Annotated in this window: 25 protein-coding genes and 1 pseudogene; 6 read left to right on the top strand and 20 right to left on the bottom strand. The window is 35.0% G+C overall.

Annotated elements, in window-relative coordinates; translation table 11 throughout:
- Positions 1-4 precede the first annotated feature (4 nt).
- Positions 5-628, bottom strand: a complete 624-nt coding sequence (locus tag ACFFIS_RS10500; protein ID WP_320378305.1) for an ABC transporter ATP-binding protein — start codon at positions 626-628, stop codon at positions 5-7.
- Positions 629-1,024: 396 nt separating this feature from the next.
- Between ACFFIS_RS10500 and ACFFIS_RS10495 the strand changes: the two genes are divergently transcribed.
- Positions 1,025-1,900, top strand: a complete 876-nt coding sequence (locus ACFFIS_RS10495) for a glycerophosphodiester phosphodiesterase family protein (protein ID WP_390187411.1) — start codon at positions 1,025-1,027, stop codon at positions 1,898-1,900.
- Positions 1,901-1,952: 52 nt separating this feature from the next.
- Positions 1,953-2,393, top strand: a complete 441-nt coding sequence (locus ACFFIS_RS10490; RefSeq protein ID WP_320378303.1) for an OsmC family protein — start codon at positions 1,953-1,955, stop codon at positions 2,391-2,393.
- Positions 2,394-2,557: 164 nt separating this feature from the next.
- On the opposite strand, the gene ACFFIS_RS10485 is transcribed toward ACFFIS_RS10490, so the two are convergent.
- From ACFFIS_RS10485 to ACFFIS_RS10475, 3 genes and pseudogenes are all read right to left on the bottom strand, one after another.
- Complete coding sequence (locus ACFFIS_RS10485) at positions 2,558-2,803, bottom strand: hypothetical protein (protein WP_390187409.1); 246 nt, start codon at positions 2,801-2,803, stop codon at positions 2,558-2,560.
- A pseudogene (locus tag ACFFIS_RS10480) lies at positions 2,787-3,035 on the bottom strand (IS110 family transposase); the annotation flags it as partial. The gene ACFFIS_RS10485 and the pseudogene ACFFIS_RS10480, both read right to left, overlap by 17 nt.
- A 771-nt stretch (positions 3,036-3,806) precedes the next feature.
- Entirely contained in the window at positions 3,807-4,964 is a 1,158-nt protein-coding gene (locus ACFFIS_RS10475; protein ID WP_390187407.1) for a hypothetical protein, read from the bottom strand.
- A gap of 107 nt (positions 4,965-5,071) precedes the next feature.
- Here ACFFIS_RS10475 and ACFFIS_RS10470 point away from each other — a divergent pair, with 107 nt between their 5' ends.
- Positions 5,072-5,515 carry a hypothetical protein gene (locus ACFFIS_RS10470; protein ID WP_320378300.1) on the top strand — a complete coding sequence of 148 codons (444 nt, stop codon included), beginning with the start codon at positions 5,072-5,074 and terminating at the stop codon, positions 5,513-5,515.
- Between the two features lie 656 nt (positions 5,516-6,171).
- On the opposite strand, the gene ACFFIS_RS10465 is transcribed toward ACFFIS_RS10470, so the two are convergent.
- From ACFFIS_RS10465 to ACFFIS_RS10425, 9 genes are all read right to left on the bottom strand, one after another.
- A complete protein-coding gene (locus tag ACFFIS_RS10465; protein ID WP_320379728.1) occupies positions 6,172-6,966 on the bottom strand; it encodes a thermonuclease family protein in 795 nt (264 codons plus the stop codon).
- A gap of 560 nt (positions 6,967-7,526) precedes the next feature.
- Complete coding sequence (locus ACFFIS_RS10460; protein ID WP_320378299.1) at positions 7,527-7,724, bottom strand: hypothetical protein; 198 nt, start codon at positions 7,722-7,724, stop codon at positions 7,527-7,529.
- Positions 7,725-7,765: 41 nt separating this feature from the next.
- Positions 7,766-8,590 carry a sugar-phosphatase gene (gene yidA, locus ACFFIS_RS10455; RefSeq protein WP_390187402.1) on the bottom strand — a complete coding sequence of 275 codons (825 nt, stop codon included), beginning with the start codon at positions 8,588-8,590 and terminating at the stop codon, positions 7,766-7,768.
- A 156-nt stretch (positions 8,591-8,746) separates the two neighbouring features.
- Positions 8,747-10,312, bottom strand: coding sequence for a Vga family ABC-F type ribosomal protection protein (locus ACFFIS_RS10450; protein WP_390187400.1), 1,566 nt, complete (start codon positions 10,310-10,312; stop codon positions 8,747-8,749).
- Positions 10,313-10,725: 413 nt separating this feature from the next.
- The gene (locus tag ACFFIS_RS10445; RefSeq protein ID WP_320378298.1) at positions 10,726-11,241 is read right to left on the bottom strand and encodes a GrpB family protein; all 516 of its coding nucleotides are present in this window, start codon (positions 11,239-11,241) and stop codon (positions 10,726-10,728) included.
- Between the two features lie 102 nt (positions 11,242-11,343).
- Entirely contained in the window at positions 11,344-11,658 is a 315-nt protein-coding gene (locus tag ACFFIS_RS10440; protein ID WP_320378297.1) for a YjcN family protein, read from the bottom strand.
- Positions 11,655-12,074: an NUDIX hydrolase gene (locus ACFFIS_RS10435; RefSeq protein WP_320378296.1), complete on the bottom strand. Its 420-nt coding sequence runs from the start codon at positions 12,072-12,074 to the stop codon at positions 11,655-11,657. The genes ACFFIS_RS10440 and ACFFIS_RS10435 overlap by 4 nt, the downstream gene beginning before the upstream one ends.
- Before the next feature lie 27 nt (positions 12,075-12,101).
- A complete protein-coding gene (locus ACFFIS_RS10430; protein WP_320378295.1) occupies positions 12,102-12,575 on the bottom strand; it encodes an 8-oxo-dGTP diphosphatase in 474 nt (157 codons plus the stop codon).
- Positions 12,576-12,658: 83 nt separating this feature from the next.
- The gene (locus ACFFIS_RS10425) at positions 12,659-13,498 is read right to left on the bottom strand and encodes an alpha/beta fold hydrolase (RefSeq protein WP_390187396.1); all 840 of its coding nucleotides are present in this window, start codon (positions 13,496-13,498) and stop codon (positions 12,659-12,661) included.
- A 153-nt stretch (positions 13,499-13,651) separates the two neighbouring features.
- Here ACFFIS_RS10425 and ACFFIS_RS10420 point away from each other — a divergent pair, with 153 nt between their 5' ends.
- Entirely contained in the window at positions 13,652-14,185 is a 534-nt protein-coding gene (locus ACFFIS_RS10420) for a cupin domain-containing protein (protein WP_320378294.1), read from the top strand.
- 64 nt (positions 14,186-14,249) lie between these two features.
- Here ACFFIS_RS10420 and ACFFIS_RS10415 read toward each other — a convergent pair whose 3' ends face one another.
- Both ACFFIS_RS10415 and pepV read right to left on the bottom strand, forming a co-directional pair.
- Positions 14,250-16,055, bottom strand: coding sequence for a M3 family oligoendopeptidase (locus ACFFIS_RS10415; protein WP_390187394.1), 1,806 nt, complete (start codon positions 16,053-16,055; stop codon positions 14,250-14,252).
- Positions 16,056-16,121: 66 nt separating this feature from the next.
- Positions 16,122-17,540 (bottom strand): dipeptidase PepV, encoded by a 1,419-nt coding sequence (gene pepV, locus ACFFIS_RS10410; protein WP_390187392.1) that lies wholly within the window; start codon positions 17,538-17,540, stop codon positions 16,122-16,124.
- 148 nt (positions 17,541-17,688) lie between these two features.
- On the opposite strand from pepV, the gene ACFFIS_RS10405 reads away from it, so the two are divergent.
- Positions 17,689-18,165, top strand: coding sequence for a TspO/MBR family protein (locus ACFFIS_RS10405; protein WP_320378293.1), 477 nt, complete (start codon positions 17,689-17,691; stop codon positions 18,163-18,165).
- Between the two features lie 121 nt (positions 18,166-18,286).
- Here the strand turns inward: ACFFIS_RS10405 and ACFFIS_RS10400 are convergent, their stop codons facing one another.
- The 5 genes from ACFFIS_RS10400 to ACFFIS_RS10380 all read right to left on the bottom strand — a co-directional run bounded on the left by ACFFIS_RS10400 (position 18,287) and on the right by ACFFIS_RS10380 (position 22,530).
- Positions 18,287-18,643 (bottom strand): DUF4260 domain-containing protein, encoded by a 357-nt coding sequence (locus tag ACFFIS_RS10400; RefSeq protein WP_320378292.1) that lies wholly within the window; start codon positions 18,641-18,643, stop codon positions 18,287-18,289.
- Entirely contained in the window at positions 18,640-19,062 is a 423-nt protein-coding gene (locus ACFFIS_RS10395; RefSeq protein ID WP_320378291.1) for a MerR family transcriptional regulator, read from the bottom strand. The genes ACFFIS_RS10400 and ACFFIS_RS10395 overlap by 4 nt, the downstream gene beginning before the upstream one ends.
- Positions 19,063-19,220: 158 nt before the next feature.
- Positions 19,221-21,122: an asparagine synthase (glutamine-hydrolyzing) gene (gene asnB / locus ACFFIS_RS10390; protein WP_390187388.1), complete on the bottom strand. Its 1,902-nt coding sequence runs from the start codon at positions 21,120-21,122 to the stop codon at positions 19,221-19,223.
- Between the two features lie 15 nt (positions 21,123-21,137).
- Entirely contained in the window at positions 21,138-22,001 is an 864-nt protein-coding gene (locus tag ACFFIS_RS10385) for a hypothetical protein (RefSeq protein ID WP_320378290.1), read from the bottom strand.
- Entirely contained in the window at positions 21,994-22,530 is a 537-nt protein-coding gene (locus tag ACFFIS_RS10380) for an RNA polymerase sigma factor (RefSeq protein WP_320378289.1), read from the bottom strand. The genes ACFFIS_RS10385 and ACFFIS_RS10380 overlap by 8 nt, the downstream gene beginning before the upstream one ends.
- 340 nt (positions 22,531-22,870) lie before the next feature.
- On the opposite strand from ACFFIS_RS10380, the gene ACFFIS_RS10375 reads away from it, so the two are divergent.
- Positions 22,871-23,314: a MarR family winged helix-turn-helix transcriptional regulator gene (locus tag ACFFIS_RS10375; protein WP_390187387.1), complete on the top strand. Its 444-nt coding sequence runs from the start codon at positions 22,871-22,873 to the stop codon at positions 23,312-23,314.
- The last annotated feature ends 5 nt before the right edge of the window (positions 23,315-23,319 follow it).

Below are 23,319 nucleotides of genomic sequence, written 5' to 3'. Positions count from 1 at the left end.
CTCACTATAATTGTATTGTTCTCGAGAAAAACTTAACTAAGTCTTTATCATGTGTAACCATAACGATTGTTTTACCTTGCTCATGTAGCTTTTGAAATAACTTTACTATAACGTTTCTATTTTCTTCATCCAGTGACCCTGTTGGCTCATCTGCTAAAATCAAGGTAGGATTTTTAAGTAACAATCTAGCAATTGCTATCCGTTGTTGTTCTCCACCACTTAAAGTAAATACCTTTTTCATTTCATAACCAGCCAAACCTACTTCTTTTAATGCTAAAGATATGGCATCATGCTTTTGTTTTTTATTCATCTTTTTATGTTTAAGCGCAATGTTTAAGTTTTCAGTTACAGATAAGTTATCTATTAAAGCGTAGTTTTGAAAAATAAATCCTAACTCATTTCTCAACAGCCCTTGTTTTACTTTTCTGTTATTTATTTCCTTTCCCTTTACCCTTACAGTTCCCGAATCTGCTTCTTCTAATGTTCCTATGATATTTAAAAGCGTAGTTTTACCCTGTCCACTTTTTCCAACAATACCAATAAACTCACCATCTTCCACTTTTAAATTGAAATTTCGAAATACCTCTTTGCCATGAAACGCTTTATGAATATTCATTAATTCAATCATTTGCTCCCCCTGTATAAAGAACAGAGGGCTTAATATAGCCCTCTTGTTAATTTATTAACTACAACACCCATAACGTAACATATAATTCAAAAAAACAATTTTTATATTATTTTCCGTAAATTTACAACATATAATCATGAGTCAAAATACTGCTTCTCCTATTTTATAATCAATAACTCATTAATTTCCGAATGGGAATTACGCTAAAAAGCAATTCCTTTGCAATGTTTTTCTGATATACATTACTATTTCGCTATCTAAATTCAAAATCCTTCTTTCTTATGGGGATTATTTAGTAGAATGAGTGTATAAAACAATAAAGAAAGGGGTTTTCTTATTAGTACAGAAACGCAAATAACTAAAAAGAAATTTAGATGGAGATTTTTATTTTACGGAATGAGCATTATTCTTTTAATCTGGGTAACGATTTATCTTTTACCAATTAAAGAACAAACAAAACATCCCTTTTTTGAAAATGATCGACCACTTGTCATGGCACATCAAGGTGGCTTAGACTTAGCACCATCAAGTACATTAGAAGCTTTTCAAAATGCGGCTAATCTTGGCGTTGATGTCATTGAATTTGATTTGCATATAACAAAGGATGGCCATTTAGTAGCTATTCATGATCCAACAGTAGATCGAACAACAGATGGAACAGGTCGTGTAAACAATCTGACACTACAAGAAATAAAATCACTCGATGCGGCAGCTCATTTTCAAGATATAAATGGGAAATATAGTTTCAAAGATAAGGGTGTAAAAATCCCAACATTGGAAGAAATATTTCAAGCCATCCCTAACATGAAGTGGAATATTGAAATTAAGGATACGAATGACCCTGAACAATATCGGCCAATTGCGGAAAAACTTTGGAAAACAATGCAAAAATATAACCTAGAAAATAACGTATTAATTGTTTCCTTTGACCAAGATATTATAGAAATGGTGCAAGATGTTTCAGGTGGAAAAGCAGTCGTTGCCGGTGGTAGACAAGAAGTCACGAAATTTGTCTTACTCCACAAATTACGATTAAATGGACTCTATCGTAAAAATGTAGATGCGATAGAAATTCCAATTCAAGAAGGTCCTATCAATCTGATGGACAAAAAATTAATCCGTGCTGCAAACAAGCAAGGGATAGATGTACATTATTGGACGATTAATGATAGAAATATAATGGAACAATTGTTAGACCTAGGAGCTGATGGCATTATTACCGACAGACCGGATATCTTACTAGACTTATTGAAAAAACGTGGGTATCAATAGAACTAATTCATATTACATATATCTTTTAAAATATAAATATGGGGGAATTTTTATGGCACAACATACTTTTCACCTAACAGCAACATGGCCGGGCGGAAGAAATAGTGAGGGATACATTGAGGCGGGAAATTTAAAAACAGCAATTTCAATTCCACCTGAAATGGACGGGCCTGGAATAGGTACAAACCCTGATGAGATGTTACTAGGAGCTGCGGCAACTTGTTATCTCATTACTTTGGCAGCAATGATAGAAAGAGCCTCACTTCCACTCTTAGAAATGAGTTTAGAATCAGAGGGAATCGTTGATGTAACAAACGGTATATTTACTTATGAAAAAATAATGCATAGACCGACTGTCATGCTACAAAAAAATACTCATGAAAAAGACTACCGTTTACTAGAAAAACTTATTTATAAAGCAGAACAAACTTGTATGATTTCGAAGGCATTAAAAGGAAATGTGAAAATTACCGTGAGCCCAACCATAAAATAAAACGTTGTAGAGGAAATATTAATTTTTGAACTTTGGGTTAGCCCCAATCTTTGAGACGATATAAAACACCTTTGAATGCGTAACTAACAATAGCACTTACATGCAAAGGTGTTTTTATCGTTCCATGCGCATCAAGGTAAGAAAAAGCGAAATTATAATCGACTTTAATTTATTTTTCCAACGGTTATCTTTCCATTACTCGTGATTAATTTCACTTCATTTTCTCCATTACCTATTATCGTATTTTTATGAAATTTACCTAAAATGTCTATTTTTCCATTATCTGTCCAAACATCAAAAGTTACATTTGTAGGCATTTGTTGGACTTGAACGTCAATCCTACCATTTTCCGAAACTAGTTCGATTGAACGATTTATATCATCCGTTAAGTGCTTGAATGAACTTATCATTGTGTAAAAACATGGACGGATGAAAACTATACACACTAGTTGATTCAAGACCGATGCGTAATTCACTGACAGATTTTCCTTGAACGGCATGTAGGATTTCGTCTCTCAACTGAGTAGCACCAGGCAAGTCATTATCTACTACTTTGAAGGAACTTAATTTATCTCCTTCACCATTTAAAAAACAAACCTTGATATCAATAGAACTAACATCTAAACCAACAAATAATTTCATGGGATTAACACTCCTTTCGATTTAGAGAATCATTGGAACTTAGCTCTTGGACGATCTGAGCTATCACTAGTGTGATAGTTAATCAGTAGCCTCGTCTATAGTACTATCTTTGTATCGAAAGCCGCCTTGGAGCTACTAACATCCAAGTTCGAACATCAAGGTGTACAGCCTGCGTGTATGAAGGTCAAAACGCACACAGGGAAACAGTCTTTCTCATGCGGTTATGCCTGCAAGGGGTTGAAAGAATTATCCCAAATGATCCTAAGACCATTATCTAGGAATATCAAGGAACGTCCAAGGTGTTTGGCATATTATTCAGATAGGTACGCAATCATTTATAAAAATGATTGCACTTATTTAGTTACTTGGAACAAAAGGCGGCGACTCCTGCGGGAAAAGCATGAGTCTTGAGACCCCACAGGAAATGGTTTTCTTCCGAGGCAGGTTAAGTTCGCGACGTCCTGTCGCAACACCTGCACTAGCACGTCCTGTGCGTCAAAGGCTCAATCCATGCCCGCGGAAAGCGCTCGCCTGTAGTGAAAAGTAACGGTCTAACAGATGTAATAATTTTTAGAAACAGTGAGAAACAATAGGCGGAAAAATAATGCCTAAATATAATATACGAGGGGTATTGCCAAGTATTTTAACATATTGAAAATTAACCAAGGATAATTTATTACGATTAGAAATGTATAGAAAAGACCTCACGTTCTGAGGTCTTCTAATAACGGTTATTAACCAAATTTATTAACTGATTATCTATTTGTGGATTTATCTAGGAACTGTTGTATAGACGTTAGTAAACGCATAATTCTTTACAGTTGACCAACTTATAGAAACCGAACGAGTAGAACTAACACTAAATCCATTAACTTTGGTAGATTTTCCTCCGTTAGCATATTGTGCTCTAACTGAACCATCCTCTCCAAATTTACTTGGAGTCCACGAGCCTGACTCAGCTGTTAAAGTAATTCGGTTGAGGAAATAACTCTGTTTATTGAATTTATGAACCTCACTAAATATATAAGCGGCGGATTTTGCATCAGCACTAGGATGCTCTTTCACGCTAGATCCCGATAAATATTTATTTGAATTACCCCTATAGTATCGAAGTGTTATAGATCTATTCCTTGATGATGGTCCATAAGCCCAAGCAAGTACTGCAATGTCATTTTTTTCTAATAAAGCCGCTGGTGAGTTTGTAACACTGTTGTCTACTTTCCCGGGTCCACTGGTTTTAAAGTTCCATTTAGCTTCAAAGTAATTTCTTTTGTTCTTGCCACTAACATATTCATAAACGTAAAGTTGGGATGTAACATATTTATACGCTTGTGCCGGGGATTTAAGATATTTACGCCCTGAACTAGTGACCATCATTTTATTCTTTTCCTTTTCCTCATAATTCCGTAAATCATCGAGAGTAGGATTTTCCCCAAGTCCTTCTTGCTCCGGATCTATCAGTTCAATGACTTCACCTTTTTTTTGAGCCATTTCTACATCCTCGTTAGTTAATACTTTCCCATCACTTGTAATATACTTGTCAGTGATTTCTATACCAACTAACTTAAAATTTTTCTCTTTAGCTTCTTCGCTTTCAGAAATATCCACATCATAAGTATCATTTTTATAATCAAATCCGTTCGGATATATATTGTTTTCATTTAGTCTATTAAATCGTTGAAAGGCATTTTCAAAATCCCTTAATCTGGTATTCTCTTTGTTTAATATTATCTCTACCTTATCATTCTTTGAATACTTCCTCATTTGCTCTAGTTCATCTTTGGAGATGCTTATCTGGGTGGTAAATTCACCCTCAGAATTTACTGACGGGTTTGAATCCTCTAGATTGTCAGACTTGGCCAACGCTAATTCAGGTGTTAAAATAAAAGATGTTAGTAGTACTGTTAATGCATAGTAAACTTTCTTCATTATTGTTTTCCCCTTTTCAATGTTTTTTTAGTACAATTTTATTAATATTCGACAGTAAATTTAAAATTCCTGCTTTTTCTACAAAAAAATTTGATTGGAGGTTTTTTATGAAAAACAAATTATCTTTAGTGGTATTATTGGTAATTTTAGTTCTGAATGCTGGTTGTCTTGGTTACAAAAAGGAGACCAGTTGGGAAAATAGTGTCGAAGGAGAGTATTGGGAAATTAAATATGAATTGATAAAAGAAGAAGGCAGTTCATCCAATTGGTTGATAAACTTGACATTTATTAATAAGTATCCAGTTGAGAAAATCAGAAATTATAGTATTGATTTTCAGTTTAAGGAGCCTATAACTACTGTTATTGAAAAACATTTAGACAATATAGAATTTGAAAGAATTGAGACAATGGAACACGGAAGTGAGGTACTGGGGCATACCAATAAATTATCATTGTCGAAAGTTCAAGATCTATTGAAAGAAAGTAGCATAACCATAACATGGGAAACAAAGAATAATAAGGAATTAAGTGATACAATCCGCCTATATTAGATTATTTTTTTAGTAAGATTATGACAGGATTAAGGTGAAATAATGGGGATTAATACATTGACACCGTAAACATACAAAATAAAAAACGACGAATTTACTAAGAAGATTATAAGAACAAAAGTGTCGAATGGTTTGTCTATAAATCGATAAGCTATTCGATTTTTTATTTAGAAATACAACAATGTAGTAAAAATAAATGATGCAGCTTAACATTAGGGGAAGGGCCCCCCAAGAAAAGTCGAGCTTACTTTATTGGTGAATGCTGTGGTTTTCAAATGAATGAAGTTTATTTTTGATTTCAGAAACAACATCCGCAGATAGTTTTTTTATATTCATTTCTTTTTCATCATTGGAGGCTGGGACAAAACCCCAGTAAATTTAAATAAGGCTGGTCCTTACCAACGTTTTTAATGGTAAGGACCAGCCTTATTTTTGTGTGAGGTTTTCTGACATTATAGTAAACAAAAAGGATACCATCTGATAAAATTAAAGTAACCACACAATAATTTTCAGGAGGTATCCTTATGTCGTATTATAACATGAAACAATTGACTTTACCTATGGATTTAGAAATTAAATTAAAGGAAAATGACATTGCCTTTGCGATTAATGATTTAGTAGAAAGTATTCCTGGGGTCTGACCCCAAATATTTTATTTATGCCTCGCAAGCAAAGTTATCTTTATCTCGATCCATTTTCGGTTGATAAGCAGGATGGCCTTTTGGAACCCCATTTGGATATTTTTTGCGTAGTTCTGTGCAATTTTTAAATATCTCTACTTTAGCGCTTTGACTTGTCGTTGTTGATTTCTGTGTAGATTGTTTTGCCGGTTTTGTCGTACTACTACTTTTAGATGTATTTGATTTTGCGGCAGAACTTGACCTATCCGCACAACCATTAAATCCACGCTCTGTTGCAAAGCCTACCTGTGACCATACTTTTCTTTTACTATCTTTAGCCACATTTTCAGCCTTTTGATACGCGCTTAAATATTTATAAGGCGGTTCATAAATATATGCCACGCGTGCGTACCCTTCTTTAAGTAGTATTTCTTGAACTGACTTCCCATCTACAAATACATAAGCTAATAACCTACCATATTTATCCCGCTCACTTTTTTCGAATTCAAGCGTTAATTCTCCACTATTTACAAGTTGTTTATTTCGCTCTGATGCTTCATTTGCAAATGATTGTACACATGTTCCAGGCTTTTTAGATTCAGGAGTATCAATTAATAAATATCGAACATTCTCTTCCTTCCCTTTATATCGGACCTTAATTGTATCACCATCAACTGTTCTCACTAATGTAACAGGGACACGTTTTCCGTTACTAATTACTTGCTTCTTTTTCGGTTTTTCCTTTTCAATCTTCTTTGCTACTGGAGCTTTAGGTGAACGTGTACTTTCTACTTTTTCTATGTCTGCTTTTGTTACTGTTTGCTTCTCTATATTATCTTCATTGTCGTGATGATTTTGCTTTTCTTTTTGTTCGGTCTTTCCTTCTTGATGTTCCACATTTTTAACCGTAGATGAAGTTTCCTCGGTATCTGGCTTTGTTGAACTGTCCTGCTCATTTGGTGTCGTTATACCAAATCCAATAAAAAACACAATTAAAAGTGCTAAATAACCTTTAAATGCTTTTTTCCTTGTTTTATTTTTACTCCAGAAAACAAAACGTTTTGGAAAAATAACTCCTAAAATGATTCCAATACTTGAAATAATAAATAATAATAAAAATAAGTCGTCCATCATTTTCCTCCCTTTTTTCTTTTCCATTATAATGGTAAATCTAAAAAAATGGTCTATAAAAAATTTGGAAATTGAATTTTGACTAGGATAACACTAAGGAATTTGAATTTTAAAGGCAATTCCAGCAATAGGTAGTTTAGTCCAGTTTACAGATTAATTTAGAAAAATACCGACTTACTACGTGAAGATTGCACACGCTTTGAGGTCTGTGTTCATACTACAATAAAATGACATCAAAAAAGCGAGGTCGCCCTCGCTTTTCATGATTGGTTATTATAACCTTCATTTTTCCTTTTTACTGCATCTATATCCGTATCGCTATATATATTTGTACCTCGTCCCCCAGTAGTTTGGGCGATATATGCAATTGCCTCATTATAAGTTAAACCGGATTCCCTTGCCTTTTTCTGTAATGCAGCAATATCAACATAACTAGTATGATTACTACCATGTGACATCATGTGTAGCCTCCTTTATTCTAGTTTATGTCAATTCTTATTTAACCATGTACTTGTTCATTCAAAATTAGCTTTTCGATTGCAACGGCTACTCCATTTTCATTATTAGATAAAGTTTGTAACGTAGCTGCTTCCTTAACGATTGGTTCTGCATTCGCCATCGCAACACCACAACCTGCATATTCAATCATACTTAAGTCATTTTCACCGTCTCCAATGCAAATAACCTCTTCTCTTTTTATTGAAAACTTCTCCGCTAATTGCTTCACAGCATTTCCTTTACTAACACTCGGATGAAGAATTTCTAAAAAAAATGGTGCACTCTTTACAAATGTATACTTTTCTTTCCATGAATCTGGTATCTCTATTATTACTTTATCAAGCCGTTCAGGCTCATCAATAAACATTACTTTAGGAATTTGTATATAATCTGACACTTCATTCAGCATGCGGTATTTCAACGGGATATCATTAGCACTCGCTTCATATACCGTATATTTATTAATATCTTTATTTGGTGTATATAAGTTTTCTGAGTCAAAGAAATGCATCGGAACGTCTAGCTCCATACTCAACTCATACAAGTCTTGCAGATCATTAGATGTTAGTGCAATCTTAGAAATAACTTCATTTGAATACGTGTGTTGTACGAGTGCACCATTAAACGTAATGACATAATCATTTTTATCACGTAGCTGTAGTTGTTCTAAAATATCATGGACACCAACGATAGGTCTTCCAGTACAAATGACAATTTTTACTCCCTTTTTTTTCGCAGCCTGTATCGCATCTTTTACTTCTTGCGTAATTTGCTTCTGATCATTAAGTAATGTACCATCAATATCTATTGCGATTAATTTATACAATTTAGGTCCTCCCAATGTTGCCGTTAAGATTTTAAAATTAGCATTATTTTCTACTTAAGTATAAGACAAGATGATACATTGTTCTATTCTTTTCCATTCCCCACACCCTAAATTATTGTACTTATTCGGACTCGAAACAGCAACTTGATAATCCATTTATATTAGTTTGGACTTTTCCTTCAATAAACGTTGAAATTCCGCTTCCAATTCTTCGGTTGGTTCAATACTTAAACGGCCCAAAACTTCCGATATTTTTGTTTCCAATATTAACAATTCGTCTTCCACAGTATTTTTCTTTTCTTGTGAAAGATGTTGTATATATTGCTTATAAGTGCCTTCGAACAATTTTATTTGTTTCTCACGAAAGTATAAGATTCGCGTGGCAATATTTTCGATAAATCTACGATCATGGGAAACAAAAATAACAGTTCCCGCATACTCATTTAAAAGGGACTCCAATGCATAAGCCGCATCAATATCGAGAAAGTTAGTTGGTTCATCCAAAATTAACATATTAATATCGCTCAAAAATACTTTTGCTAATGCAACTTTAACCCTTTCGCCACCACTTAAAACTTTAACATCTTTATATACATCATCACGAAAAAAGTGTAACCTAGCTAGTACTGTACGAATAAGTGTCTCATCTTGTTTAGATGACATTTGGACATTTTCTATTATAGATTTATCCGTGTCTAAAATATGAAGGTTTTGACTAAAATAACCAATTTTTACAGATGGCGAAATTGTAATCCCCAATTCTCCATTGATAATCTTCTTCACAAGTGTTGTTTTTCCACACCCATTAGGACCGATAATCGCAAGTTTATCTCCACCACGTATATAAAAACTTATATTTTCCCACAGTAACCGATGGGCAACTTTCCCTATGAGGTCCTCAACACGAATCATTATTCGATTTCCTATCGTATCCACATGAGGTATATTCATTTTCAACGATGCTAGTTCTTTCACTGGTTCAACTTTTTCAAGCTTATCTATTCTTCGTTCTATCGCTTTTGCGTTCTTTTGAAGTTTCTTTTGTTTCTTTGCAAAATATGGCTTTGCACCAGTAATTTTTGCCTCGGATTTGGATACTTTCTTTGGCTTTTTTGTAGCTCTAGCCGCCTTTTCCTCTCTTAATTGTAGCGCTTCTTCTAATTGCTTTTTCTTTTCTATATATGTTTCATAGGCCTGTTTATGCTGTTCCATTTCAAGTTCTTTTTGCATTTTGTAATTACTATAATTCCCCTTATATTCTTTAAGTTGTCCTTCATTCAATTCCCATATTTTCGTACATAATGCGTCTAAAAAGGCGCGATCATGAGATACAATGACAAATGCACCATGCCAATATGTTAATTGCTTTTCCAACCATTCCACGCGCTCTGTATCCAAATTTGTTGTCGGTTCATCAGCTAAAAGTAATCCAGGTGATTTTACAATTGCTTCATTCAAATACTTTTGTGTCACCTCTCCCCCACTTTTCTCCGTATCCATTCTTTTAATTTGTGGTATAAATGCACTTGTTGTATAACGTGTAACTCCCCCTTGGTCAGGTTGTATGTTAGAAGCAAGTATATTTAGCAATGTTGTTTTACCACTTCCATTACGTCCAACCAGACCAATCCGATCATGTTGTTGAATTTGCAAATGATGAATATCCAGTATTAAACGGTCCTTTACATAATGCTTCATATTTTGTCCTTCTAATAACATCATAATATCAGCTCCATTTTTATCATTTGTATAGGGACAAAAAAAGCCCCTATTCCCTTTAGAATAGGAGACAAAAATAGATACCAAAAAATAGGGAGAATCCCCAGCGGTTCAACTATTCATATCTAATCCTATTCTGCCACGATCATTGAAGACACCAAAATGAAGGCTTCGTATAAAGCCCTGTACACTATTTGTTTGGTTTTTAACTACACGTCTTCAATTTAGGTTTATAAAATAGGATTAGTTATCCATTTTGTTGCATTCACCCTTCCGACCAATATTTACTGACACTTCTATCATAAAAGAAAAAATTGCCCTTGTAAAGACCGCTTATGTTCCTTACAGTTGCTTTATATAATAAATGTTGGCTTTTAGTATTTCCAAAAAATATCTTATTTCATTATAATTAATTACTAGAGGTTTTGAATTTCTTTTAACAAAGATGTTATAAAGTTTGTTTTCTCCGCTGCGTACTGATGTTTATCATTCGCATATGTCTTTGCTAACCTTTGCTTCAATTGTTCATATTCAATTTTTGCCTGACGATTTAATCTTAAGTAATCTCTGAAGTGCAATTGCTTCAATAAATACTTATTTCCACTTTCATACATATGAATTTGATGGGTTCTTGGCTCACCTTTGCTGAAGTAATGCCTGTCTGGCAATATGTTCGTACCTTTATAGGCATACCCGAGCCCCTTAAGTGGCATAACACAATGTTCTCCTTCATTAAATTGGTTCAATTCAATTGCAATATCAATAATTGGTTTTGCGGAAAGACCTTTTACAGATGTACTCCCAATATGATGAATGGCCACAGCGTATGGTTGAAGTAATTTCTCTATTTTACCTTTTTCATCTATAAATTCCTTTTCCCATTCTTCTGTCCATTTGGTTAAGTATACTTGACCTTTTGGTAAACCTAACATCTAACCACCCCTGCTTAATTGAATCCTATTCTTATTATTACCTCTTTTTAACTCCTACATCTATACGGGAATTTACAAGTTATTATCATTTTTATTAACACATCAAGGTCCTGTACCACAACTAACATCATACTTTCCTTTTTCAAATTCTTTCGTGTAACAAATTGTTGCGGTATCACCTGTTGGGCTATCAAAGTCATACCAAAAAACATGATATCTTTGACCATATGTTTCATCCACATCACCTTTAAAAATCAACGCAAAAAAACTTTGATAAGGGTGTCCATTTTTATAAATAGCTTCACGTAATGCTGATTTTGGTGAATGGTTGTCGTGTACGATTGGAGCTAATATAGGTGGTAGTATAATAAAGGCTATGAATAGTATAATGCCTATAATCAATATCCTTTTCTTCATTTTTCGACCTTCCCTCTATCAGCCAATAATGCTTGTAATTTAATAACCATTTCCTTTGGTCTAACATCCAAATCCGTTATTTTATCCATATCTATCCACATAGGCAAATACGTCCCACGGTTTCTACTTTCATCCGTATATTCTTCACCTGTACCGGTTCCAAAAGTTCCAGCAACTATATGCCCTAAGTAAAAGTATTGAATGCCGTTGAACTCACAAATACCTAAGCATTCCTGCAATTCAACCGCCACTCCTAATTCTTCAAAAGCCTCTCTTTTTGCAGCTTCCCTAGGTGTCTCCCCTTTTTTAATTCCACCACCTGGAAAAACGAAATAAGTTGAAGCCATATATCTTTCTCTTTTAATTAAACAAACTTGATTATTTTTAATAAGTACCACTGCACTCCGATTCCTCAATTCCGACCTCCATTCGCATTTTCATACTCAGGTTTTCCTAATCGTAACTTTTTCTTCCCTATCGTTAACATGATCCCACTTTACATGAATTTCGAATGTACCATCTTCAAAAAACAAAGGAAACCTCCTACGTATCGATGTTTGCATTGGTAAATCGTAAGCATCATTTATATGTACCCAAACTGGCTTCCCTTCTGGAGAATCAGCCAATAATTCACCCGTAAAATCATCTGTTATATAATTAAATATCATATATCGATCCTTTGCTACTGGATTCACATATTCATAGAGTCCTTTATAGATGAGATTTTGAACATGTAAACCAGTCTCTTCCTTCACTTCCCTTATTGCACTTTCTACGATACTTTCAGGAAATTCTACCTTTCCCCCCGGTGGGATAAATCCTTTAAAATCATCATGTTGTCGATCAAGCAATAATACTTTATCTTCTTTACGCACCATACAGACAGTCCATATTTTATAATTGATTAATTCAGACATGTTATCTCCTAATTTCTAATAAATATATATATATCATTAATACTTATTCACAGTTTCCTTCCCATGTACATACTATTAATCTTTCAATTAGCAGCGATATATTCCACAAATCTTTCAAACTCCTTTTCTTCTTCAACAAAAGGATTATGGTTACTCTCTTCAAATGTCGTCATCGTTGCATTTGGCATGAGCATTGCTGCTTCCCTCGAAAATACATATGGACATTGTGCATCATGACGCCCACAGTAAATAAATGCGGGGACATTCACATTTGGTAATAACGGACGTAAGTCAAAATCTATTAACTCCGTATATGAAAAATAATCAAGACGAGCGCTCACTACTTTTCCACTGTTTGCTCGACTCACAATGTCATTATACAAACTCTTATCATAAATTGACATAAGTGCCCATTCTTTATTTAATGCCCTTCTTTCTTCCAAAGGAGTATCATTCAAACCTAGTAAACGAATAATTTCTAGTACACGTGCGTGATTAGGATTTTCTTTGCAATATATGCTTTTGGGATGACGCATATATTCTGCCGAAGCACATAAACCACCTGCAATAATTTTAGTCAGTCTTTCTTTTGCAAGAATAGCATACTTTAAGGCAAGCATCCCCCCTGTTGAATGACCCGCAAATCCCCACTTTTCAAAGCCAAGTGCTTTTCGGATTGCTTCTAAGTCTTTCACTGCTGTATCCATACTATAGTCATGAGGATTACTAGTATTATCAGATTTACCACAACCACGTAAATTCACCAAAAAGACCGTGTTGTGTTTCGTAAAAGGTAGGGCAAATATATTTCCATTCGTATTAAATTCACTATATAAATGTGTTACGCATAAAGGATCTCCAGTACCTTTTTTAAAGTATTCAAATCGGCCTCGCTCTGTTTTAATCAGACATTGTTCCCACATTAGCGTTACCTCCACACACAGATGTTTATTCTTTCATCATCATTTTATCATATATTCCAACTATTCTTGATCACTTTATAAAATAAATGTTAAAAGTTTTGGCATAACTTTTTTCAAAGATTTGCATAGGCTATTGTGAGTAAATCGAAAGGAATGAAAAAAGTGTATTATACACCATATGTTTACGCAAACCCGCATTATATATACTGGCCTATGTCATACCAACCGCATTATGCTGTGCAAGAGCATACTATGATGCCACATAAAAGTCTCCGCTCTCCACAAATCAACATAAAAGATTATGGGGGAAATCCATTTGTTGTAAATATTGAAGACGCGGCTGAGCAAAATCAGACATTCAGAACTGCTCTATGGACTGGGAGACATTTACAGGTTACACTTATGAGCCTGCTTCCAGGCGAGGATATTGGATTAGAGGTTCATCATGATGTTGATCAATTTCTACGGCTCGAAGAAGGTCACGGAATAGTCCAAATGGGGAAGTCAAAAAGTAATCTAGACTTTAGAAGAAATGTTTCCGAGGATGACGCCATTATGGTACCAGCTGGAACTTGGCATAATATCACAAACACTGGGAATAAACGTTTAAAATTATATTCTATTTATGCTCCTCCTGAACATCCATTTGGTACAGTCCATCGTACAAAAGCAGATGACATGAACTAGACGTACAAAAATAAATAGTGCTTGTCCAATGTACAAAGAATACATTTGACAAGCACATCTTTTCTTATTTCATTTCATTCGTTAAATGAATAAATTCTTCTGCGTCCCTGGCTACAAGCTCAATACCTGCTCTCCAGAAATCTTCCTTCGTTAAATCAACATTTAAATGTTTTTTAGCAAGGTCTTCCACTTTCATGGAACCAGTATCACGAAGTAATGCAATATATTTATCTTCAAAACCTGCTGGTTGTTTTAAGTATTCCGCATAAATTCCTAAGCTAAATAAATATCCAAATGTGTATGGGAAGTTATAAAATGGCACACTATCGATAAAGAAGTGTAATTTACTACACCAGAAATGTGGATGATAGCTAGATAAACTATCCCCATAAGCTTCCTTCTGTGCTTCAGTCATTAATTCGTTCAATCTTTTTTCAGAAACAATCCCTTTTGCACGCTCTTTATAGAATGCATCTTCGAATAAGAAGCGAGCATGAATATTTAAAAACATTGCTGTTGCGTTTTCTAACTTTGTATTTAACAGGCTCGCTTTTTCTGCATCTGTTTTTGCATTTGCCACCGTAGCATTGCTAATAATAGTTTCCGCAAATGTACTTGCTGTCTCTGCAACATTCATCGCATATCCTTGATTTAAATATGGTAAATCCATCATCACGTGACTATGAAAAGCATGGCCTAATTCATGTGCTAATGTACTTGTATCACTTGACGAGCCAGTAAATGTCATGAAAATACGTGATTCATCAAATTCCGGAAGACTTGTACAATAGCCACCAGGACGTTTATTTGGACGATCTTCCGCTTCCACCCAACGATTTTCAAGCGCATGTTTCGCAAAACCTGAGAGTTTTGGCCCAAATGAGTCAAAATTTTCGATAACAAAATCACATGCTTCATCATATGTTAAACTTGTCGTCTTTACATCACCCAAAGCAACAGGTGCGTCTACATCTTGCCATCCTAGTTTTTCCATGCCAAATAATTTTGCCTTTTGGTTTAGAAATGCAATAAAAGGTTGTTTATTATTTGCAACCGCTGACCACATCGCATCAAGCGTTTCTTTAGACATACGATTATATTCCAAAGGTTCTTCCAAGTGGTCTTTGCGTTGATGTGCTTTTTGTAATGTAATACGATATCCATCTAAATGATTGATTGTATCCGCAAAAATCGGGGCATATTTTTCCCATGCTGCTTCCCAGTTTTCAAATATTTGCTTACGCACTTCTGGGTCTGGATCTGCGTACATGCGATTCATCGCCTGCCCTACAGATAATTCTGTTTTCTTTCCTTCTTTATCTATAAATGGAATCGTCATAATAGAAACAGTTGTATCATATAAACGGCTCCATGCTGATAAACCATCTTTATTTAATTCGGCAATAAGTTTCTCTTCTTCTTCAGACAAAAGACGTTTTCCATCTTCCCGTGTTTCATTCAGTACAAAGGAAACCTCTTTTAAAGCATCTGTCTCCATGAATTCATTCCAGTCACGGTCTGCAATCGCAACAAGTTTTTTTGTGAATGTATTCGATAGCTTTCGCATCTCACTAAATAAGTCCATCACTTGCCCCATCACAACATTTGCATGTTCATCATTCATATAGGCATCATGCCACATTTGAACGAATGTAGCTGATTGCCCAAGACTCTTACCTATCTTTTCCTGTCTGTTCAATATATCCTGCATTGCTTCAACAGACGAATCTTTATTGTAATCCCATTCTTGCAACACTTTCTGATAATCTACAATCTCCTCTTTTACAGCTTCCAATTTGTTCTGTAATGCTTTTGAGTTTGTCCCCCCAGGAAATATCGTTTCCAAATCCCATGTGTCAACATATTTCATACTACTCACTCTCCTTTTTATATATTTTAAACATTCTTCCATTAAATGAAAAATAAAAGGTTCTAATTAGTCATCTGATTTTGCCAATTCGTAAATTGCCTGTGCATATAATGCGGTTGCCTTTAATAAATCATCGACAATGGCATATTCATCTTTTTGATGCATCACATCTTCTCGACCAGGGAATAATGCGCCAAATGCAACACCGTGTTCTAAAGCTCGTGCATATGTTCCGCCACCAATCGATAGTAATTCTGCTTTTTCACCGATTTGTTCTTCATATACTTTCTGCAACGTTTGGATAAGTGGATCATCTTTTTCTACGTAAGCAGGCTTGGAGTCACTGAAGTTCTCCAATCGTAAACCATTTTCTTCTAGCTCGGCTTGTATTTTCTCTTTTCCTTCATCCATTTTAAAAGTGACCGGATAACGCATATTCAAACCAATGCGTCCACCTTTATTTTGTTCATAATTCATTACACCGACATTAATCGTTAAATCTCCTGAAACGTCATCTTGATAAGCAATACCAAATACTTCTCCACGTGACTTTTCATAAAATGCCGCTACAGATTGTACATATCTCTTCCCAGATTCGTCTAAGTCTAGTGTTTGTAAAAATTGCGCAATATGTATTCCGGCATTTTTCCCATTTCGAGGTTCGGCTCCATGCGCACTCACGCCAACTAATGTGAATAGAAGCTCCTCACCTTGTTCCGTAATATCACCCTTAAATCCTGATTCGTTGAGATATGCCTCGTATTTTTGGACCAATTCTGTCGTTTCACCTTGCACTTGCAAACGTACTTCCGCAAAATCTGGTACCATATTATATCTTCTCCCAGATTGAAAAGATAATAATTGATGAGTTGCATCCATTTGCTTTTCTTTGACTGGTTGAACAATATCAAAATCTGCAATTCCTTTTTCCGCATAAATAATTGGAAAGTCTGCATCAGGAACAAAGCCAATCGTCGGCATTTCTTCTTTTTCAAAATAATGGTCGACACAACGCCAATCGCTTTCTTCATCTGTTCCAATGATAAGACGTACTCTTTTTTCAATTGGAAGCCCTAATTCTTTTACAATTTTCATGCCATAATATGCTGCAATCGTCGGACCTTTATCATCACTTGAGCCACGCGCATAAATTTTCCCATCCTTTATGACGCCGCTATATGGATCCACACTCCAACCATCGCCTTCAGGAACAACATCAACATGTCCGAGGATACCAAGAAGTTTCTCACCTCGTCCCATTTCTAGATGCCCTGCTAAGTTCCCAACATTTTTACTAGTAAATCCGTCTTCCTCTCCTAAATCGAGCATATATTGTAAGGCGTCTTTTACACCTTGTCCCAGTGGCGCATCAGCTGTTTTACTTTCTTCGTCTAGGACGCTTTTAATTTGTAAAAGTCCTTTTAAATCTTTGATTAAATCAGCTTTCCTTTTGGTAACCTCTTCCATCCAATTGATTTTCTCCATATGTAAAATCTCCTTTTACCATAACATTCATTCCTTTTTATCATACCCTTTTTCTATCATGATATAAAAATAGTTCACTCAAATAATGAGTAAATAATAAATGATAGGAAAGGTTAAAACATAAATAAGCTGAAGGGATTAGATAAAAATGAAAACGAAATGGCGACTTGCAGCAAGTATAGGTGTTCCAGTCGTAGTGGGTGGAATATTAGGAACAATCGCCACAAAAAATGCCAAAGGAGAATATCAATCTTTACAAAAGCCTTCCTTTTCTCCACCAAGCTGGGTCTTTCCAGTTACCTGGACAACATTGTATACGACGATGGGGATAGCGAAATATCAATTTGATAAACAGAACAAAACAGATACTTTACAAAGAAGAGTAAATACAGCATATGGAACGCAGCTAGGTTTAAATTATCTTTGGCCTTTTTTATTTTTTCGTTGGAATATGCGAGGTACGGCATTCATAGAGGCAACATTATTATGGTCAGCAGTTACGTTGAATACGTATTATTTTAACAAAAGAAGTAAACTTGCTTGCTCATTAATGATTCCATATATTAGTTGGCTTACGTACGCGTTAAGACTGAATTACAGAACGTGGCAACTTAATAAAAATTAGTAAAGGAGAACACCAAATCGGTTTCTCCTTTGTTATGAATGATCAATAATAACTTGCATTATCACCACACGAACAAACAATATTCAGATTCCGTGTCATGTCACATTGGCTCAATCAAATATTAAAATGTCTTTTGCATATGTGTTTCCTTAAAGGAGTGCCCGTATTTTAGCCCAAAACCTAATGATCGATCCATACAAATATGTGCTAACCATATGCAAACAAATGCAATCGATAATCCGCCAGTCATTGTAACGATGAGTAGGAGAAAAGGAATAATCAAATTGTGGCCTAGGTTGTAGATAAATGCACCAATTTTCTTATTAAATAAATAGCCAAACATTGAAATATCGGGTACCAATAACAAGAGAAAAAATAATGTGACCGGATATCCTGCGTAAAGATACAAGAAAAGGCAAAGAATAAAACCAGTGGCATATTCAAGACGAATCCATCTACGGACTGTTAAACTGTTCATTTCACATCCACCAACTTTTGATACATGTGATCTACTAAGTTATCAATCCTGCTTTGATTTTCACTGTATCTTCCTTCGCTCGTTAACTCTAAAACGACTTGTAATACTTCTAGTGCAGAAGTAAAGAAATCTATCTTTTGCTTTATATGCATCACCTTATTCTCAAATAGGGTCGTTGACATCCGATTACATGCTTCTGTGATCGGGCTGTTCCCCAATTGTAATAATTGTTGTATTTCTTGTAATGAAAATCCCATTTGCTTTAAGACCATAATATATTTTATACTTTTTTCACATTGTTCATCATAAAATCGATATCCATTTTCTAACCGCTGCGGTTGAAGTAGTCCTTCTTTTTCATAATAACGGACTGTATCACTCGTTACATGATATTTTAAAGCAAATTCTTTCACTAACATCACAATCACCTCCTAAAAGAACCATATCATTGGAGTAATCTCCAATGTCAAGGGGAGATTAATAGTTAAGACTTGGAGGACAAGAACATAAGTGTCTACTCCATCGGGTACATGTTGTGTTAGATGTTGTGTTAGAGTTAACCTGTTTATTTTTTCTACTAATAAGGCAGAAGAGAAAGGGTCTCACGAGCTTGCTCGTTCGGGAAGTCTATAAAAGAATATGCCTTTTCCATATAAATTTGATGCCATACCATAAACATTAATACTGTCCAAATTTTCCTCGAATGGTCTAATCGTGAGGATCTATGGTGATGCAGTAAATCTTTAATATAGGACTTATCAAACAAATAATCCGTGTCGCTTTTTTCAATTAAATCTATGGCCCAACCGTACATTTCATGCTTTAGCCATTGATTAATAGGAACTGGAAATCCTAACTTTTTTTGATATATCACATGATTTGGGACAATTCCAATTGCTGACTTTCGTAAGATTGCTTTTGTTGTACCGTTCGCTATCTTTTTATCTACCGGAATCCTTCTAGCAACTTCAAAAACCTCTTCATCCAAAAACGGCATACGTAAATCCAGTCCGTGTGCCATGCTCATTTTATCCGCCTTTAACAATATATTTCCAGGCAGCCACGTGTTTAAATCTATATATTGCATTTGTTCAGCCGGATGATAATCTTTCGCATCTTGATAAAAAGGTTTTGTCCATTCTTCATAGGAATAATTTACGTGAAACGTTTTTAAAAATAGTTGTTTTTGTTGTTCTTCAAAAATTTTAGCATTACCAATATAACGCTTATGAAGTGGTGTAGCTGCCCGTTCCATGAAACTCTTGCCTCTTACACCATCAGGTATAATGTTTGCAATCCGGAGAAACATTTGTAATATAGCATCGGGCAATTGTGTTACAAATCTTAGAGAATTCGGTTCCCGATAAATATTATATCCGCCAAACAGCTCATCCGCGCCTTCCCCAGATAAAATAACATCAACATGTTTCTTCGCTTCTTTTGCTCCTATAAAAAGTGAAATACATGAAGGATCAGCAAGAGGATCATCCATATGCCAGATAACTTCAGGAATATGCTCCACATATTCCTCAGCGGAAACCATATATGATATATTGTCGATATTTAATGCATCAGCTGTTCGTTTTGCCAATTCCACTTCTGAATAACCAGACTCCATAAATCCGACTGAAAAGGTTTTGATATCTGGACGCTTCTCCCGGGCGATAGCAGCTATAAAACTTGAGTCGATACCACCAGATAAAAAGGATCCAACTGTGCCATGTTTAGGTAAATGCGTACCTATGGAATCAAATAGTACCTCTTGAATTCGCTCGACCATTTGTATTTCACTCGTTCGATTATAAGGTCTGAATGACGGTTTAATATATTGATATAACTCCACTGGTTGTTCCCAACGCTTCATAAAGAAATATCCAGGGCTTAGCTTCTTAATTCCCTCTGTCATCGTCAATGGACTAGGCACATATTGAAATGATAAATATTGTTGCAACGCTTCTTCATTAATCAAAAGTTCATCAGTTAAATAGGTGATTGACTTTTTCTCAGATGCAAAAATAAATTCCATCTCATTTTCCTTATAATATAATGGTTTTTTGCCAAACTGGTCCCGAACGCCATAAAGAGTTTTCTCTACTTTTTCCCATATCATTAATGTATAGGTCCCATGTAATAATGAAAAGAGGCGAGTCCCTTCTAAATGAAATAAATGAGCAATAAATTCAGCTATCGATTGATTAGAGAGAGAATCCATTGTTTTCCCATATACATCGCGAAGATAAGATTCATTATAGATTTTCCCATCCATAACGACGGTATAACGACTACCTTGAAAAATACTACGTGCTTGTTTACGCTCGTTTAATCCACCATAAACTAGAGACATGTGTGGATCATCAACATATAATTTCCTGTAAGAACTGCGGTGACCTATCAGCTCATGTGCCTTTTGTATATCCACTGTATATTCTTGATTAAATATAAATCCTTCATTTAATAGTACGCCAACGAATCCACACATCTCTCCCACACCCTTTTAATCTACTATTTGCTGAAAGCTTTCTAACATTTGATTAAACCGAATCGCATGCCCTTCAAATGCTTCAACGAAAAACATTTGTTTAAATACGAATAAACTTCCATCCTTATTGCTTTTAATATAATATCGATGAACAGCTGTATTCCAAACTCCCCCATTTTCATCTTGGATAGCTTCAATCATATATCCATCTATTGGTGTTTCCACTTTTTCTTCTCTTAAGATAAAAAATCCTTCCTTGTTTAATCCGTTTTTAATATTTTCAATAACCTTTGTCTCTGTTTGTTCTGATATATATTTAATTTCCATGGCTACCTCTGGAACATCTAATTCATGGTCATCCGATATAGAAACAATCCGATCTATTCCTGCCTCCGAAACAAATTTATAGAATGCTTTATCATAATAAATGATATAACGTAACTCCTCATTCGTTGCTAAGTGGACAGTTATGGGATACTTATCTCCTTCCATTTCAATTTCCGCTTGTTTTTCTTTAGGAAATCGTTCCTCAAGTAACTGCTGTTTTTCCGTCTCTTTATGATCTTGTTTTGTATCATTATCTTGTGCTGGAAGATCCTTCACTTCATCTATATCATTGGAATCTTGATTTGGATTCATCTTGATTTCATCCGTAAACATATCTGTTACGAGTGCAAAAAATATAATCGTCATGACGGCGATTCCACTACATGCTGCCAATATCCCTTTTCGCCATGTAAAGGGTCGTTTCTTTATCTGTGTAGGAAATAATTCACTACGAATGTTTTTCCATGTTTCTTCTTTTAAATCAGTAGCCTCTTCCGTACTATTTTTCAATGCACCCGTTAACTCTCTTATAAACTTTTCATCCTCAGTCATCTAAAACACCTCCTCTTAAAATAGCCTTCAATCGCTGACGCGCGCGGTATAGTCTTGATTTAATTGTATTGACATTCAACTCCATCACTTCTGCCAATTCTTTCTCCTTAAAGCCATCCAAGTATTTTAAAACGATCAGGGTTCGCTCGTCTTCAGTTAAATTTTCTAAAGCCAACATGACATGTTCGACGTGAACAGATTCCATTCCCTTAGCATGTAAAAATTCTAATACTTCTGTTGATTCAACTATGATGGCGTGAGTAGTTTTTTTATGAAGATGACGTTTGCATTCATTTATTAGAATGCGATAAAACCATGGGCGAAATGGCCTCTTTATATCAAAGCTATGAATATTTCGATAAACGCGGATAAAAGTCTCTTGCACAACATCTGATGCATCATATTTATTTTTAGTAATAGCAAAAGCAGTACGGAGGGCGTAATCGGCATATTGTTCATATAGTCGTGCAAATGCTTGTTCGTTACCTTTTTTAATCTTTTTAATTTGGACTGACTCAGATTGAAACACCACACAAACCTCCTTTTCCCAGTGTCTACTCTATATACCTTCCATTATTGCAAAAAGTTTTACGTTATTTCATTTTCTTTATAAATCTCTATTTTTATTATCTTTCATAACACCTGTCCGTTATAGTTTTGCTGATTTCCGTATTATCAATTGTATTTGAAACAGGTGATATCTTGTAAAATAGCTTAAAAGTAATCATACCTACATAGGTTCAATAGTAAATAGACTGGCAATTCATTCATAGAACAGCGAACAACCACTAATTTTTTCATCACAAACCAATTACTTGCATCATTATCACTTGAGTGGTAAAGTGATAATGGTTGGAGGTTGATTCTTCATGCAAAAAAACACACGTGGTTCACTTATATGGTTAAGAATGATGCGATTTACACACCAGAGCAACTTATTATCAAATGAATTTTTAAAGCAGTATGATTTAACAACTGCCCAATTTGATGTATTAATGCAAATTTCAAACTTTGAACCATTAACCCAAAGTGAACTTGCAGAAAAGGTAACGGTAACCCAAGGCGGGATCTCACGAATGCTTTCTCGACTTGAAAAAGAATCCTTAATCAAGCGTAAACAAGAATGGAAGACAAAAACAATCTCTTTAACTGAAATGGGAAGAACAAAATTGGACAATGCCTTCCAAGCCCAGCTCGCCTTTCAAACTTCATTTTTTGAAGATTGCTTGACAGTTGAAGAGCAAAAAACATTGCTTTCCCTCATGTCACGTGTACAAAAAAATAGTGAACAAAGGTTATTAAATAGCAAGTGACTTTT

The sequence above is a fragment of the Paracerasibacillus soli genome, from assembly GCF_042432965.1.
Classification (GTDB): domain Bacteria; phylum Bacillota; class Bacilli; order Bacillales; family Amphibacillaceae; genus Paracerasibacillus; species Paracerasibacillus soli.
The sequence above is the reverse complement of the archived record's forward strand: the minus strand, read 5'-3'. Positions and strand labels throughout refer to the sequence as shown.